17 protein-coding genes are annotated in these 15,593 nt (G+C 65.7%); 9 read left to right on the top strand and 8 right to left on the bottom strand.

What is annotated here, in order from left to right; genetic code table 11:
- Window positions 1–24: 24 nt before the first annotated feature.
- A complete protein-coding gene (locus ROSELON_RS09790) occupies window positions 25–2,073 on the top strand; it encodes a glycosyltransferase family 2 protein (protein ID WP_025312226.1) in 2,049 nt (682 codons plus the stop codon).
- Here ROSELON_RS09790 and ROSELON_RS09785 read toward each other — a convergent pair.
- Window positions 2,019–2,660, bottom strand: coding sequence for a GntR family transcriptional regulator (locus ROSELON_RS09785; protein ID WP_025312225.1), 642 nt, complete (start codon window positions 2,658–2,660; stop codon window positions 2,019–2,021). The two genes, ROSELON_RS09790 and ROSELON_RS09785, sit on opposite strands and share 55 nt — an antisense overlap.
- A 129-nt stretch (window positions 2,661–2,789) precedes the next feature.
- Here ROSELON_RS09785 and ROSELON_RS09780 point away from each other — a divergent pair, with 129 nt between their 5' ends.
- Both ROSELON_RS09780 and ROSELON_RS09775 read left to right on the top strand, forming a co-directional pair.
- Window positions 2,790–3,446, top strand: a complete 657-nt coding sequence (locus ROSELON_RS09780; RefSeq protein ID WP_025312224.1) for a pyrimidine 5'-nucleotidase — start codon at window positions 2,790–2,792, stop codon at window positions 3,444–3,446.
- Between the two features lie 61 nt (window positions 3,447–3,507).
- Window positions 3,508–4,713, top strand: coding sequence for a UbiH/UbiF family hydroxylase (locus ROSELON_RS09775; RefSeq protein WP_025312223.1), 1,206 nt, complete (start codon window positions 3,508–3,510; stop codon window positions 4,711–4,713).
- Here the strand turns inward: ROSELON_RS09775 and ROSELON_RS09770 are convergent, their stop codons facing one another.
- The 3 genes from ROSELON_RS09770 to ROSELON_RS09760 are packed head-to-tail and all read right to left on the bottom strand — an operon-like array spanning window position 4,714 to window position 6,438.
- Window positions 4,714–5,466 (bottom strand): hypothetical protein, encoded by a 753-nt coding sequence (locus tag ROSELON_RS09770; RefSeq protein ID WP_025312222.1) that lies wholly within the window; start codon window positions 5,464–5,466, stop codon window positions 4,714–4,716.
- Between the two features lie 47 nt (window positions 5,467–5,513).
- Entirely contained in the window at window positions 5,514–5,972 is a 459-nt protein-coding gene (locus ROSELON_RS09765) for an Lrp/AsnC family transcriptional regulator (protein WP_025312221.1), read from the bottom strand.
- Between the two features lie 10 nt (window positions 5,973–5,982).
- Window positions 5,983–6,438 (bottom strand): Lrp/AsnC family transcriptional regulator, encoded by a 456-nt coding sequence (locus ROSELON_RS09760; protein ID WP_025312220.1) that lies wholly within the window; start codon window positions 6,436–6,438, stop codon window positions 5,983–5,985.
- Between the two features lie 136 nt (window positions 6,439–6,574).
- Here ROSELON_RS09760 and ilvC point away from each other — a divergent pair, with 136 nt between their 5' ends.
- Window positions 6,575–7,597: a ketol-acid reductoisomerase gene (ilvC, locus tag ROSELON_RS09755; protein WP_025312219.1), complete on the top strand. Its 1,023-nt coding sequence runs from the start codon at window positions 6,575–6,577 to the stop codon at window positions 7,595–7,597.
- A gap of 136 nt (window positions 7,598–7,733) precedes the next feature.
- Window positions 7,734–8,639 (top strand): DMT family transporter, encoded by a 906-nt coding sequence (locus ROSELON_RS09750; protein ID WP_025312218.1) that lies wholly within the window; start codon window positions 7,734–7,736, stop codon window positions 8,637–8,639.
- On the opposite strand, the gene ROSELON_RS18425 is transcribed toward ROSELON_RS09750, so the two are convergent.
- From ROSELON_RS18425 to ROSELON_RS09735, 3 genes are all read right to left on the bottom strand, one after another.
- Window positions 8,636–9,070: a CAP domain-containing protein gene (locus ROSELON_RS18425; protein ID WP_198020744.1), complete on the bottom strand. Its 435-nt coding sequence runs from the start codon at window positions 9,068–9,070 to the stop codon at window positions 8,636–8,638. The genes ROSELON_RS09750 and ROSELON_RS18425 overlap by 4 nt on opposite strands.
- Before the next feature lie 324 nt (window positions 9,071–9,394).
- Complete coding sequence (hisN, locus tag ROSELON_RS09740; RefSeq protein WP_025312216.1) at window positions 9,395–10,243, bottom strand: histidinol-phosphatase; 849 nt, start codon at window positions 10,241–10,243, stop codon at window positions 9,395–9,397.
- Window positions 10,244–10,333: 90 nt separating this feature from the next.
- A complete protein-coding gene (locus ROSELON_RS09735) occupies window positions 10,334–10,720 on the bottom strand; it encodes a helix-turn-helix domain-containing protein (RefSeq protein ID WP_025312215.1) in 387 nt (128 codons plus the stop codon).
- Window positions 10,721–11,038: 318 nt separating this feature from the next.
- Between ROSELON_RS09735 and ROSELON_RS09730 the strand changes: the two genes are divergently transcribed.
- Window positions 11,039–11,998, top strand: coding sequence for an NADPH:quinone oxidoreductase family protein (locus ROSELON_RS09730; protein ID WP_025312214.1), 960 nt, complete (start codon window positions 11,039–11,041; stop codon window positions 11,996–11,998).
- A 19-nt stretch (window positions 11,999–12,017) separates the two neighbouring features.
- Here the strand turns inward: ROSELON_RS09730 and ROSELON_RS09725 are convergent, their stop codons facing one another.
- Entirely contained in the window at window positions 12,018–12,872 is an 855-nt protein-coding gene (locus ROSELON_RS09725) for a LysR family transcriptional regulator (RefSeq protein ID WP_025312213.1), read from the bottom strand.
- 121 nt (window positions 12,873–12,993) lie between these two features.
- Between ROSELON_RS09725 and ROSELON_RS09720 the strand changes: the two genes are divergently transcribed.
- The 3 genes from ROSELON_RS09720 (at window position 12,994) to chrA (ending at window position 15,487) form a co-directional block, all read left to right on the top strand.
- A complete protein-coding gene (locus ROSELON_RS09720) occupies window positions 12,994–13,197 on the top strand; it encodes a DUF1127 domain-containing protein (protein ID WP_025312212.1) in 204 nt (67 codons plus the stop codon).
- Between the two features lie 164 nt (window positions 13,198–13,361).
- The gene (locus ROSELON_RS09715; RefSeq protein ID WP_025312211.1) at window positions 13,362–14,099 is read left to right on the top strand and encodes a Bax inhibitor-1/YccA family protein; all 738 of its coding nucleotides are present in this window, start codon (window positions 13,362–13,364) and stop codon (window positions 14,097–14,099) included.
- Window positions 14,100–14,215: 116 nt separating this feature from the next.
- Window positions 14,216–15,487 carry a chromate efflux transporter gene (chrA, locus tag ROSELON_RS09710; protein WP_025312210.1) on the top strand — a complete coding sequence of 424 codons (1,272 nt, stop codon included), beginning with the start codon at window positions 14,216–14,218 and terminating at the stop codon, window positions 15,485–15,487.
- The last annotated feature ends 106 nt before the right edge of the window (window positions 15,488–15,593 follow it).

Here is a 15,593-nt window from a genome sequence, read left to right as displayed (position 1 = left end):
TCGGCAGTTCCACAGACAGGCGGCATGCGCTCGATGGACGGGGACCAACTCGATATCGAGAGGCGCAGCGCCATTCGGGACGTGGATATCGCGCGGCTGTCCTCCGGGGCTGACGACGCGTGCGGGGCGGTTGCGCGCAGCCCCGCCGGATCAGGCGACAATGACAGGTTGGACGACCGGCTTGCCGCGCTGCTGATCGGTCGCGGGCACAGCACGCATGCTCAGGTCGCCGCCGCCCGCGAAGCCGGCCGCAGCCTGTCCTTGCCCATCGGCCAGATCCTGCGCGCCCGCGGCCATCTGAGTGAGGCGGAATTGCTGTCGGCCCTGGCCCAGCTGTGGCACACCACCATTGTCGATCTCGAAAGCGAGCCCCCCGATCCCGAGCTGGCTTCGCGCGTCTCTCCGGCGCAGGCCATCGCGGCCGAGGCGATCCCCTGGCGTCGGGCCGGATCTGCCATTGTCATCGCAACCGCGCGCCCGGACCTGTTGGCGACGCTGGGTGCCGCCTTTCCGCACGGTACACACCTGGTGCCTGTTCTGGCGGGACGCGACCAGATCGTTGCCGCCCAATGCACGCTTTACGGCCACGCCCTTGCGCGCGAAGCGGAAGGCCGAGCGCCCGAAACCACGTCCTGCCGCACCTGGCGACCACAGGCCATGACGCGCGCCGGTCTGGCCATGGCGGCGCTGATCGTCGTGGCCGGCGTTCTGTTTCCCGGCCCCCTGATGCTGTTTCTGATGGGCTGTGCAGGGATCGTCTTTCTGTGCAATCTGGCGCTCAAGCTGCTGGTCGTGGCCGCCATGCTGACACGCCCACGCGCACCCGCCACCGACCCGGCCGGGGCGCGTCTGGCGGTGCTGCGCCCACCGGTGGTGACCCTGCTTGTCCCGCTGTTCCACGAAGCAACGGTCGCCACCCATCTCGTGCAGCGTCTGGCGCGGCTGCACTACCCGCCGGAACGGCTGGACATCCTGTTGTGCGTCGAGGCCGAGGACGATGTTACCGCCCGTGCGCTCGCGGCCACGCGGCTGCCGCCCCACATGCGCGCCATCACCGTGCCCGAGGGTCAGCCGCGGACCAAGCCGCGGGCGCTGAACTATTGCCTGAACTACGCCCGCGGCGACATCGTCGGGATCTACGATGCCGAAGACCTGCCCGAGCCCGACCAGATCGCGCGCGTCGTTCAGCGCTTCGCCGAGGTCGGGCCCGAGGTCGCCTGCCTTCAGGGGCAACTCGACTACTATAACAGTGCGCATAACTGGATCGCGCGCATGTTCACCATGGAATATGCCAGCTGGTTCCGCGTCCTGCTGCCGGGGGTGCAACGGCTTGGGCTGGTGGTGCCCCTTGGCGGCACAACGCTGTTCCTGCGCAGCGACGCCCTCGAACGGCTGGGCGGTTGGGATGCACATAACGTGACCGAGGATGCCGAACTTGGCCTGCGACTGGCGCGGGCGGGCTATCGTACCGAGATCGTCGAGACCACCACCTTCGAAGAGGCGAACGCCGCCATTCGCCCCTGGATCCGGCAGCGATCGCGCTGGCTTAAGGGGTATCTGGTGACTTGGGCGGCGGCCATGCGGCAGCCCTTTGCCCTGTGGCGCGACCTCGGGACCTGGCGCTTTGTCGGGGTGCAGGCGCAGTTTCTTGCCGCCGTTCTGGGGTTTCTTCTGTCGCCGCTCCTGTGGTCGCTGGGGATCAAGGCCGCAGGCTTTGCCCACCCGCTTGACCGCTACATGCCCGAGGGGTGGTACCCGCCCCTGTTCGCCGTGATGTTGCTTGGCGCCGGCCTGACCATGGCGGTCGCGCTGCTCGGGTGCAGGGCCGCGCATCTGCGCCATCACCGCATCTATGCCCCGCTGATGGAGGTCTATTACATCCTCGGCATCGCAGCGGCCTGGCGGGCCGTGTTCGAAACCCTCGTGCGCCCGTTTTTCTGGGCCAAGACGGCCCACGGCCAGTTCGGCGGTACCCATCCATTGGCGGACACGGTGCGCGATCGGCAGCAGCGGCCCGATCAGTCCTGTTCGGCCTCTTCCTTAAGGCGCACGACGAACGCGATGGACAGGTGATCTTTCAACACCTGTGCCGCGCGCTCGCCATCGCGATCTGCGATCGCCTCGACGATGGCGGCATGTTCTTCCAATGCTTTTTCTCCACGCCCGGCCGCGGCCAGGGATGTCCGCGCCATCAGCGCCATCGAGCGATAGACAAGGTCGAGCTGCTGAACGAGGTAGCGGTTGTGGCTGGCCAGGTGGATCTGGTGGTGGAACCGCCGGTTTGCCCGCGCCAGCGCCTGCGGATCGTCCAGCAGGACACGATCGGCCTCGACCATCTCGCGCAGCACCTGGATTTCCTCTTCGGCGGCATGTTGCGCCGCCAGTTTCGCGGCCAGCCCCTCCAGTTCCTGGCGAACGGCATAGAGTTCCGCCGTTTGCGCGTGGTCCAGCGACGCCACGATCAGCGATCGGCCATCGCGGGTCAGCAGGCTTTGGGTTTCAAGCCTTTGCAAGGCTTCGCGAATGGGGGTGCGGCTGACCCCGAAGCGTTCGGCCAATTCGCTTTCGACAAGCCGTGACCCCGGCCGATACACGCCCGAGTCGATGGCCTCGAGGATCAGGGCATAGGCATCCCTGTTGGGCTCGCCGTTCAGTTTCATCGTCGATCTTTCCTTGCAACATCAGGCGCCAACGCTATGCAGCGGCCATCTGCTTGTCCAGTGGACGCACGCGCACAGGTGGGCCGAACGGACTGGACGACGCGCCCCGACGGCCCTAAGCCCCACCCCATGGACACGGATTCCCCAAAACCGCATTTCGCCCATGTCGAGACCTGGGTCTTCGATCTGGACAACACACTGTATCCGCCGGAAATGGCGCTGTTCGATCAGATCAACATCCGCATGACGGATTGGGTGATGCGCGCCCTCAACGTGGACGAGGCCGAGGCAAACCGCCTGCGGTTGAAATACTGGCGCGAGCATGGCACCACGCTGGCCGGCCTGATGCGGCATCATGATGTCGATCCCGGGCCCTACCTCACCGAAGTGCACGAGATCGATTTCACGGTTCTGACCCCGGACGCCGAGCTTGCGGCGCATATCCGCGCCCTTCCCGGGCGGCGTATCGTCTATACCAACGGGACCGAGCCCTACGCCCGCCGCGTGCTGGATCATCGCGGCCTGTCCGGTCTGTTCGATGCGGTATATGGGGTGGAACATGCCGCCTTTCGCCCCAAGCCCGAGCGCGAGGCCTTTGACACGGTCTTCGCCCAGGACGGGCTGGACCCGACCCGCGCCGCGATGTTCGAGGATGATCCCCGCAACCTGGCCGCGCCCCACGCGATGGGGATGCGCACCGTCCATGTCGCGCCCGCCCCGGACCCGGCGGATCATGTGCACCACCACACCGTCGATCTGACCGATTTTCTTGGCCGTCTGGGATGATCGCCCGCAGAGGACAGAGTGCCGCGTCGCCCGATGACGCCACGCGGCCTAGATTTGACCCATGACCGAGATTACCGATATCGACATCTTCATCTCCGGCGGCGGTGTTGCCGGCCTGACGGCGGCCGCGGCCTTTGGACAGGCCGGGTTTTCCGTTCTCTGCGCGGACCCGATGCCGCCCGTGACCGACCGCGATGCGCAAGGCTCGGACCTGCGCACCACCGCTTTCCTGCAACCCTCGCGCACGTTCTTCGAGCGCATCGGCCTGTGGGATCGGCTGGCCCCCCATGCCATGCCCCTGCAGATCATGCGGATTGTCGATGCCGGGGGCGAAACGACGGAACCTCGCGTCGCGCATGACTTCAACGCCGCCGACATTTCCGAGCTGCCCTTTGGCTGGAACCTGCCCAACTGGCTGTTGCGCCGAGAGATGGTGGCCCATCTGGCGAGCATGCCGAATGTCGATTTCCGCCCCGGAACCGGCACCGCCCATGTGCTGACCCGCGAGCGCGAGGCGCGCGTGACGCTGGGCGATGGTACCCGGCTGCGCGCCAGACTGGTCGTGGCCGCCGACGGGCGCAATTCGCCCGTGCGCGAGGCCGCTGGGATTGGTGTCAAGACCATCCGTTATGGGCAAAAGGCGTTGGCCTTTGCCGTGACGCACCCGATTCCGCACGAGAATATCTCGACCGAGATCCACCGCTCGGGCGGGCCGTTCACCTTGGTTCCTCTGCCCGATTGGGAGGGGAGCCCCTCGTCCGCCATCGTCTGGATGGAACGCGGCCCCGAGGCCAAGCGCCTGATGGCTTTGGAGAAAGAGGATTTCGAGGCCGAGATGACCGAGCGCTCGGGGCACCTGTTCGGGCCGCTGACGCTGGCCTCGCGCCGCACGATCTGGCCGATCATCACGCAGGTCGCCGACCGGATGGAGGGCGAGCGCGTTGCCCTGATCGCCGAGGCGGCGCACGTCATGCCGCCCATCGGCGCGCAGGGGCTGAACATGAGCCTTGCCGATCTGCGCACCCTGCTGGACCTGGTCGAAGCGCATCGTGACGATCCGGGCGCGGCCGACCTGCTGCGCAAATATCACCGCGCCCGCCACACCGAGGTCGTGGCGCGGCTGACAGGCGTTGATGCGCTGAACCGCGCCTCGATGGTCGAGGCGCAGGGCCTGCGCGACATGCGGATGCGGGCGCTGAACGCGATCTATTCGGTCAAGCCGGTGCGCCGGGTGATGATGCAGGCGGGGTTGGGCGCGCGCGGCTGATCAAAGCCGACACTGGATCGCCTCGGCCGCCCGCAGCGCCCGATCGGACAGCTTGGGGTCCAGCCCGTCCATCAGCCCGTAGGCGAGCATTCTGTCCGCCAGTTCCTGCGTGATGAAGGCCTCATGCAGGGCGTCCCACGCGCCGGGCGGCCAGTTCGGGCCAAGGGAGTCGCAAATATCGAGCCCGCAGCCCCAGGCGTAGGCCAAGGCCTCGGGCAAATCGGGGTCGGCCATCACCTTTGCGATCAGGTCGCGGATCGGCCAGCCGCCATGGGCCAACATGTGAAGCTCGTAGAAGACATCCGGGCCATTGCGGCGCTGCATGCCGCGTTCCAGCATCATACCAGCAAAGCGGTCGAGCACGGCCCATTGCCGATCCGACCAAAGTGATTTTTGGCCGGTCGGAAAGCGGATCAGCGAGCGTTCGTAAAGGCCGTTGTGACAGGTGTCGCCAGCGGCCAGAATTTCCAGGAAACGTGGCAACAGCCACGACCAGACGCGCTGTTCCAGCCCCTCCTCGACGCTGTCATGCCACGACCAGACATCGGCCAGCGTCCAGTTGCGGGCGGGACGGCGCAAGAGTCTCGCGGCCACATCCGGCCCCATGCACATCCCGCAGGTGCAGATACCCAGATGGATGGGCGGCGGCGCATCAAAGACGCGATACGCCTCCTCGATCAGCCCATGGAACGGATGATCCGAGAAAACGCGGCCGGCGGTGATCTTGTCGCTTTCGAGCAAAGGGCGGGTCATGCGGGCAAGCTGCCCCGTGTGGCTTGCAAGCGAAATGGCGGCTTTCCCTACCCCAGCGGGCCGGGAAGGTGCTCCTCGGACAACAGGACATTGGCCTCGACATTGCCGACACCGGGCAGCGTCATGATCCGGCGACGCAGGATGCGTTCGAAATCCGGCAGATCGCGCGCGACGATCCGCAAGCGGTAATCGTACATGCCCAGCACATGTTGCACCGTCTGCACCTCGGGGATGGCGGTGACCGCGCGCTCGAAATCCTCGAGGCTGACGCGCCCCTTGGTGGCCAGTTTCACGCCCAGGAAGACGGTCACGCCGAACCCCAGTTTTTCGAGGTCGAGATCGAGGTGACGGGGTTTGAGCACGCCCGCCTCGTTCAACCGCTTGATCCGCCGCCATGCGGCGGGCTGGCTGAGGCCCACGCGGCGGCCGATCTCGCTGGCCTTGAGGGTGGCAGAGCCCTGCATCACACGTAGAATGGCGCGGTCGGTGTCGTCCAGATCGATCACATCTTTTCCTTTACAGTGGCAGGCTCTGCGCCTCCTTGATGGTGGCAACCTGCATCAGCGCCTCGATATCGGCGATATGCGGCAGGGTCAGGATGCGGGATCGGTAGATCTCCTGGTAATGCGGCATGGATCGCGCGATGACGTAAAGGCGCACATCCACGACCCCCAGAAAGGTCTGGATCGCGATGACCTCGGGCACCTTGCGGGCGGCGGCAAGAAACTCGTCAAAGGCACGCGGGTCGGTCTTGTCGAGTGTCACGCGCAAGCTGACCTCGACCGCATAGCCAAGCGCCGCCCAGTTGATCGCCGCGCGGCTGCCCTTGATGACGCCCTGAGCCTGCAAGCGTTCCAGCCGCTTGTAACAACTGGCCAGCGGCAGGCCCGCGGCCTCGGCCAGTTTGGACACCGGTTGGTCGGGGTCCGCTTGCAAGTGTCGCAAGATGCGCCGATCGAGATCGCTGAGCATGATTTCTTACGGTAACCCCAATTGACGAATGATTTTCTCTTTTTCTGCGCATTATTTGCCAATTTCGCAACAGGCTTTCGCGACAGCGGGGCGCAGATTGCGCCCCAGAGAGACGAACCGCAAAACGGAGAGACCCATGCGCGTTTACTATGACCGCGACTGCGACGTGAACCTGATCAAGGACAAGAAGGTCGCCATCCTCGGCTATGGCAGCCAGGGCCACGCCCACGCCCTGAACCTGCGCGACAGCGGCGCCAAGAACGTCGTCGTCGCCTTGCGCGAAGGGTCCGCCAGCGCCGCCAAGGCCGAGGCCGAGGGCCTGCAGGTCATGGGCATCGCCGAGGCCGCCGCCTGGTGCGACCTGATCATGTTCACCATGCCCGATGAGCTTCAGGCCGAGACCTATCGCAAATACGTCCATGACAACCTGCGCGACGGCGCGGCCATCGCCTTTGCCCATGGCCTGAACGTGCATTTCGGCCTGATCGAGCCCAAGCCCGGCGTCGATGTCATCATGATGGCCCCCAAGGGCCCCGGTCACACCGTGCGTGGCGAATACGTCAAGGGCGGCGGCGTGCCCTGCCTTGTGGCCGTGCATAACGACGCCACCGGCAAGGCACTGGAAATCGGCCTGTCCTATTGCTCGGCCATCGGCGGCGGCCGCTCGGGCATCATCGAGACCAATTTCAAGGAAGAGTGTGAAACCGACCTCTTCGGCGAACAGGCCGTGCTCTGCGGTGGCCTGGTCGAGTTGATCCGCATGGGCTTCGAGACGCTGGTCGAGGCGGGCTATGCCCCGGAAATGGCCTATTTCGAGTGCCTGCACGAGGTGAAGCTGATCGTCGACCTGATCTACGAGGGCGGCATCGCCAACATGAATTACTCGATCTCGAACACCGCCGAATACGGCGAATATGTCAGCGGCCCGCGTGTCCTGCCCTATGACGAGACCAAGGCGCGGATGAAGGCCATCCTGACGGACATCCAGACCGGCAAGTTCGTGCGCGACTTCATGCAGGAAAACGCCGTCGGCCAGCCCTTCTTCAAGGGCACGCGCCGCATGAACGACGCCCACCAGATCGAAGAAGTCGGCGAGAAGCTGCGCGGCATGATGCCCTGGATCTCGGCCGGCAAGATGGTCGACAAATCGCGCAATTGAGCGCGCCCCACCGTTCCAAAAAACGCGCCCCCGGTTGCCGACCGGGGGCGTTCACGTCTCGACCCGGCATGCCATCGCTTGCGCAAACTGGCCGCCCGCGACAGGGTCGCCCCAGCCGCCCGACAGGAGCCCCATCATGCCCAGCCCCGACCGCCCCGGCGCCCTGAACTGGGCGCTGATCACCCTGTTGGGGGTGATCTGGGGCACGGCCTTCATGGGGGTTTCCCTGGCTCTGGACGGGTTCGGCCCCTGGTGGGTGACGGCGGGCCGCACGACGCTGGCCGCCATCCTTCTGGGCGGTCTTGCGGCGGCGACCGGACAGGGTGTCACCCATCTGTCCGGCGGGCGGGCCTGGGCCTTTTCGACAGCGATCGGCCTTGGGGCCATCGCCCTGCCCTTTTCCCTTCTGAGCTGGGGTCTGACACAGGTGCCGTCGGCCTTTGCCGGCGTCGCGATGGGGGCGGTGCCGTTGCTGGTGCTGCCCCTGGTCGCCGTCTTCTCCCCCGAAGAAGGGATCGGGCCGCGTCGCATCCTCGGCGTGGGCCTTGGGTTTGTGGGGCTGGTCATTCTGGTTGGGCCCGGTGCGCTGGACAGCGGCACCCTGGTGGGACGCATGGCCTGTATCGGGGCGGCCTGCTGCTATGCGGGCGGCTCCGTCCTGACGCGGCGGGCGCCGCCGATGCCGCCGCTGGGCTTTGCCGCCGCGACGCTGATCATCGCCAGCCTCGCCCTCGTACCACTGGCCCTGTGGCAGGAAGGCGTCCCGCGGATGGGTTCGGCCCCGGCCATGGCCGCGCTGATCTATGTCGCGCTGTTTCCCACCGCCCTGGCCACCTTCATCCGCATCCGCGTCATCACCACCGCGGGGTCACTGTTCATGAGCCTGACCAGTTACATGGTTCCGGTCTGGGCGGTCCTGTTCGGCGTCACGCTGATGAACGAGGCCCTGCCCCCACAGCTTTTCTGGGCCTTGGCACTGATCCTGATCGGAATCGGGATCAGTCAGAGCCGCGCCTTGTCAGCCATGCGGCGCAAATCCTAACAGGGCCGCGCCAGGACCAGCACCCAGACCGAGCCGGCCCGTGCGATCCCGTAATCGGTCACGCGCGGGTCGAGCATGTTGCGGCGATGCTCGGCCGAGGCTGTCCAGTCGCTCAGGACAGTGCGCAGGTCGGACTGGCCGCGCGCGATGTTCTCTGCCGTCCGACACGAGTCATAGCCGGTGCGCGTGACGCGCGTATGCGCCGTGGACCCGCCCTGCCCATCATGGCTCAGCCCGCCTGTCCGGCTGAGGTATTCCGCGTGTTGCGCCGCTGCGGCCTGCAAGGCCGAACTGTGCGCAAGGGGGCGCACGATCCCGGCCTGCGCGCGCTGCAGCGATATCTGCGTGCCGGCCGAGGCGATGTTGAGACTCTGCTCGGCAGACAGGCGCGTCGTGCCGGGCGCATTGGCACAGGCGGACAGTCCCGTCACAATGGCACATGCCAGAAGCAATGGGCGGAATGTCATGGTGGTTTCCTCGCTCAAGCGACTGTTTTGGCGAGCATGGCGAGGTCGGAAACGGGCTGCAACACCCTGTGTGCTACGCCCGGCGATCAGCGATTTTCGGCCTGTGTAACGATCTGTGGATAAGCTTGGGATTAATCCGAAAAATGAATTTTTTTCCGATCTGTGCCCAAAATTTTTTCCGAGATGATTGCGAAAATACAAGCATCGAAACCGCTGAAGCATAGGATTGCCCGACAGCCGGGCTCGGCCGCGACCCTAATTTCAAAGCCTGCACCCAGAGCGGACAACTCAAAGATCAGATGCGGCCCGAAGATGCGCAAGGGTCTCGGCATGAAGCTGCGCACTGGACGCCGCGAGGACCCGACCGCCCTCATGCGCCGGGCCACCTTGCCAGTCGGTCACCACCCCGCCCGCGGCCTCGATCACGGCGATGGGCGCGCAGATATCATAGGGGTGCAGGCCGGCTTCGATCACCAGATCGATGTGACCGGATGCCAAAAGGGCATAGGCATAGCAATCCAGCCCGTAGCGCGTCAGCCGCACGGCGTCGCGCACGGTTTCGAACGCGCGACGCTCTGGCCCCGTGCCGATCTCGGGGAATGTGGTGAACAGGGTCGCGTCGGCAAGGCGTGCGGCGGGCGCGACGGCCATAGTGCGCGCCCCGCGCGGGCCTGTCAGGCGGGCGCGTCCCAGACCACCTTCGAAGCGTTCGCCGATATAGGGTTGGTCGATGAGGCCGTAGATCGGCCCTTGGTCATCGCAAAAGGCAATCAGCACACCCCATGTGGGCGCCCCGGAGATGAACGCGCGCGTGCCGTCGATCGGGTCCAGCACCCACGTGTACCCTGATGTCCCCGGTGTCGCCGCCTCTTCCTCGCCCAGGATGCCGTCTTGCGGGCGCCGAGACGCCAGAACGGCGCGCATCGCCGCTTCGGCGGCGCGATCCGCCTGCGTAACCGGGTCGAACCCCGATAGGTCCTTGTTGTCCGAGGTCAGGGTCGCCGTGCGGAAGTGCGACAGGGTGGCGCGCCGCGCCGCTTCGGCCAGGGCGTGGGCCGTGGCGATGATTGCAGGCACCTCCTGCGCGGCGATGCGGGTGGCCGACCCGCGCCCGGTCGGGGTGTCGATTGGAGTCATCGGGAACCTCTTCGCAACGAAGCCGCCGGTCTGGCAACGGCTTCGTCGAGGTCGCATCAACCCCGCCGGGGGTCAAGCCCGGCGCCCGTGTCAGGCCGCGGCGTCTGACAGCACGCGGGCCAGTTCGAACAGGCGACGACGCTGATTTTCCGGGATCGCGTAATACGAGCGGATCAGTTCCAACGCTTCCTTGTCGGCAAGAATGTCGTCGGGCAGCCCGGAGGCCTCGGTCGCAGCGCCCTCCGACAGGACCTTGGCACCGTCCATGCCGTCGAAGAAATAGCTGACCGGAACAGTCAGGGCCTCGGCAATGTCCCAAAGGCGCGACGCGCTGACTCGGTTCATGCCGGTTTCGTATTTCTGGATCTGCTGAAACTTGATGCCGACCTTTTCGGCCAGCTGCTGCTGCGTCATGCCGACCATCCAGCGGCGATGCCGGACGCGCTTGCCGACGTGAACATCAACCGGGTGTTTCACGACATTCTCCTTTGTGTTGCCAAACCTGTCTTAGCGTGCCGTGGGTCGTTTGAAACCACGTGGCGAGTGCCGCTCAACCAACGCGACAGTGTGCAATTAGCGCTCCAAAAGCGCAGATCAATCCCAAGTGGTGATTTCATCGCACCCACTCGCGTCCACGGGCCTGAACCGCATGCACACTAGATTACTCGCCCTTCGCGTGTATGCAATGGGGTTAATTCGCGCAGTTATCATTTACCCGTGAAGACGGCACTCTGGCCGCCCGCGACCACAGCGGCTAGCCTTGGCCAAAGGACTGTCACGAAAAGGGGCTGCAGTATGCGCGCATTCCAGGTCACGGGCTTCGACACGGCCCCTCAACTGGTCGAAACCGACTGCCCTGTGCCCGGCCCCGGGCAGGTTCTGGTGCGGATTTCGGCCTGCGGGCTGAATTTTGCCGATCTCTTGATGATGTCGGGCCGGTATCAGGACACGCCCGCCCCGCCCTTTACCCTGGGCATGGAGATCGCCGGCACGATCGAGGCGCTGGGGCCGGGGGTGACCGGGACCGCGCCGGGCACACGGGTGGCGGTCTTTGCGGGTCAGGGGGGCCTGGCCGAATATGGCGTGTTCGACGCCGCGCGCTGCGTTGCGATCCCCGACATGATGCCGGACACCCATGCCGCCGGCTTTCTCGTGGCCTATGGCACCAGTCACGTCGCCCTGGCGCGGCGGGCCCGACTCGGTCAGGGGGAGCGCCTGCTGGTGCTGGGGGCGGGCGGCGGCGTGGGCCTGACGGCGGTCGAACTGGGGGCGGGCATGGGGGCCGAGGTGATCGCCGTCGCGCGCGGCGCCGACAAGCTGGAGGCCGCCCGCGCGGCCGGGGCCCGGCACCTGCTGGATGCGACCGAGGTCGACCTGCGCGGCGCGGTCAAGGACCTTGGCGGCGCGGATGTGGTCTATGATGCCGTCGGCGGCGACATGTTCACGGCGGCCCTGCGCGCCACCAATCCACTGGGTCGCATCCTGTGCATCGGATTTGCCAGCGGCACGGTTCCGCAGATCCCCGCGAACCATTTGCTGGTCAAGAATATCGACGTCATCGGCCTCTATTGGGGCGGCTACCTGAAATTCGCCCCGCAGATCCTGACCGACAGCCTTTCGGAGCTGATGCAGATGTATGCCGAGGGCCGGATCGCCCCGCACATCGGGGCGACACGCGAGCTGGGGGCTGCTGCCGAGGCGTTGGGCCTGCTGAAGGATCGGCGCGTGGCCGGCAAGGTCGTGGTGACGATCTGACCGATCCGCAGCCGCGGCGTCACAGCGCGCGATAGGCCTGCCGGATGAAATCGACCAGCGCCCCGGCGGGTTCACTGCGGCTCAACTCGGCGCGGTAAAGGTTGATCTTGATGCGCGGCAGATTGGGCAGCGCGCCATTGTGGTCGATGCGCTCGACATAGGGCGGTTCGGTCCCTTCGATACAGGCATGTACCGCCAGATCGGCCGAAACCGAGGCCTCGACCGTGCGGGTCGAGTCGCTCTCGACCGCCATTTCCCACGAGATCGCGGCGGCATCCAGCGCGTCCTGCACACCACGCCGAAAGATGCAGGCATGTTCAAAGGCCAGCCGCAGCGGCCTCTGACGCCAGACCTGCCCGGCATGTGCCCCGACCCAGATCAACTGCCGTTCCATCAGCGTTTCGCCCCCTGTGCCGACATGATCCTCGGTGGTGAGGATCACATCCACCTCGCCACGATCCAGCATCCGCTTGAGCCGCGACGTGTAGGACGACACCAACTGCACCTTCATGCGCGGGAAGGCCGCGTTGAACCGTTGCAAAACCTGCGGAATCGCCGGGTAGACGATGTCGCTAGGCACCCCAAGGACCAGTTCGCCGACATAGCCGGGGGCCGTCAGACGGCCCAAAACCTCGTCGTTGAGATCCAGCATGCGGCGGGCGTAGCCAAGCATCTGCTCGCCCGCTGCGGTCAGCGACAAGCGCCGCGCCGAGCGGTCGAACAGGCCGACGCCGATCGACTCTTCAAGGCGTTTCAACTGCATCGACACGGCAGATTGCGTCAGGTTCAGGAACCCCGACGCCTTGGTGACCCCGCCGGCATCGACCACGGCGACAAAGGCGCGCAGCGCCGTCATATCCAGATTTCGCGGCACATCATGATCCTTGATTCAAAAGTTCAGTAACATTCACTTTAAAAATGCCTTGCTGCACCGCATATATCAAGCATCGAAATGGTTCCCCAACCTCATTTCACGATTCCAGAAAGGTGTTGCCATGGCCACTCTTGCCACTGCCCGTCTTGCGCCGTCGCGGCGCCCGTTCAATCTTGCCGCCCTGATCGGGCGCGCCTATGCCACCTGGCGCCAACGCCGGCAGCTTGCCGCGCTCGACGCGCATGCCCGGCGCGACATCGGCCTGACCGAGGGCGAGGCGCTGCGCGAAGCGCTGCGTCCGGCCTGGTCGCTGGGGGCTTGGTAAGGCGCTGCTGTCTGACCCAGGCCAATAGCCAAAAACTATCGAGCTTGCAGCCCCGCCAAGGGTGTTGGCTCTTGAATTGACGCCCGTCCTTGCCGATATTTCGCGTGAGGATGGGCGTCCGCCGTTTTTGGCGCCCAGACACTTGTTTGTCTCAGGAGGACTGCATGGCTGACTATCATACGGCCCGCGCCCGCGCAGGGGCGTTGCCCGCCGAAATCGACCAGGGCCTGCGCACGCACATGAACAAGGTGTATGCCACCATGTCGGTGGGCATGCTCGTAACCGCCGGTGTGGCCTGGGCCGTCGGGTCGAACCCGACGCTGATGGCCATCTTCCGCGACCCGCAAACGATGCAGCCCAACATCCTGGGCTGGGTGGTCATGTTCGCCCCGCTGCTGATGGTGTTTGCCTTCGGCGCCGTCATCAACAAGCTGTCGGCCGCCGCCGCACAACTGTTCTTCTACGCGTTCGCCGCGGTGATGGGCCTGTCGATCAGCTGGATCTTCGCCGTCTTCACCGGCGTGTCGATCGCCCAGACCTTCCTGATCACGGCCATCGCCTTCGCGGGTCTCAGCCTGTGGGGCTACACCACGAAAAAGGATCTGTCGGGATGGGGCACCTTCCTGATGATGGGTCTGATCGGGCTGATCGTGGCGTCGATCGTGAACATCTTCCTGGCGTCTTCGGCCGTGGCCTTCGCGATCTCGGTGATCGGTGTGCTGATCTTCGCGGCGCTGACCGCGTATGACACCCAGTCGATCAAGCAGGAATACATCGACCACGCCCAGTATGGCGATCAGGAATGGCTGGACAAGTCGGCGATCATGGGCGCGCTGCGTCTCTATCTCGACTTCATCAACCTCTTCATGTTCCTGCTGCAATTCCTGGGTAACCGCGAATAACCGCGCCCCTATCGAAACCGTGTCAGGCCGGGCCGGGTGCCCGGCCTTTCCTTTTGCCCCGCCCTGTCACGCAAGTTTCACATGGCAATCGCAGGGGGCCGGTATAAGGCGGCATCATGGAAACGCCCGCCCCGACGCTTAGCGACATCACCCGCGTGTTTGGCCGCATCGGTCTGCTCAGTTTCGGCGGCCCGGCGGCGCAGATCGCGCTGATGCATCGCGAGTTGGTCGAAGACCGGCCGTGGCTGAGCGAAAAGCAGTTTCTCAACGCACTGAGCTTTTGCATGCTGCTGCCCGGCCCCGAGGCGATGCAACTGGCCACCTATGCCGGCTGGCGGCTGCAAGGCCCACTGGGCGGGCTGATCGCCGGGCTGCTCTTCGTCATTCCCGGCGCTGTCGTGATCTTCGCGCTGGCGGCGCTCTATGCCGCTTACGGCGACATCCCCGTGGCCGAGGCCCTGTTTCTGGGCATCAAGGCCGCCGTGATCGTGATCGTCGCCCAGGCGCTGTGGCGCGTGTCGAAAAAGGCGCTGCATGCCCCCCTGGCCTGGGGCCTTGCCATCGCGGCGTTCCTTGGGCTGTCTGCCTTTGCCCTGCCCTTTCCCGTGATCGTGCTTGGCGCGGGCCTGATCGGCGCGCTGAGCGCCCGTCCCGGCGCGGGCACCCCGGCCCACGCCGTGCCGCTGTCGCGAACCTTGCGCACCGTCCTGCTGTGGGGCGCGATCTGGCTCTTGCCGCTTGCGGCCCTGTGGCTTGTGGCGCCCGGCGGAACGCTGGCCGAGATCGGGCTGTTCTTTGCCAAGCTGGCCGTCGTCACCTTTGGCGGGGCCTATGCCGTCCTCGCCTGGATGGTGCAGGAGGTCGTCCAGACCCATGGCTGGCTGACCACGGCACAGATGATGGATGCGCTGGGGTTGGCCGAGACGACACCGGGCCCGTTGATCCTGGTGACCCAGTTCGTGGGCTTTCTGGCCGGCGCGTTCGAGGGCGGCACGATCCTGGGCGTTGCGGCCGCTCTGGTCACCTTGTGGGTGACCTTTGCGCCGTGCTTTCTGTGGATCTTCGCCGGTGCCCCCTATGTCGAGTGGATCGCGACGCAACCGCGGCTGACCGGCGCGTTGTCGGCCATCACCGCCGCCGTGGTGGGGGTCATCGCCAATCTGTCGCTCTGGTTCGCGCTGCATGTCCTCTTTTCCGAGGTGGCGCAGGTCAGCATCGGGCCGATGCAGCTGTGGCTGCCCGATACGGCGAGTTGGCAACCCGGCGCGCTGATCCTGACGGCGCTGGCCGCGCTGCTGATCCTCTGGCGCAAGCTGGACCTGATCGTGGCGCTGCCGCTCATGGCGCTGGCCGGTCTGGGCTGGGGCCTTGCGAATGGCCTTCTGTAAAGGGCGATTTCGCGGTTGACTCCTGCCGTGTGCCCGGTAAAAGGCGCACTTCAATGACCTGCGGGCGTATCGCTGCGCCCCGCCCCGCCCCTATCCCGAGGAGCCC

Origin of the sequence: Roseibacterium elongatum DSM 19469, from assembly GCF_000590925.1 — a bacterium.
GTDB classification, from domain to species: Bacteria; Pseudomonadota; Alphaproteobacteria; order Rhodobacterales; family Rhodobacteraceae; genus Roseibacterium; species Roseibacterium elongatum.
Note: the sequence above shows the minus strand (reverse complement) of the source record. Positions and strands in the feature narration are given on the sequence as shown.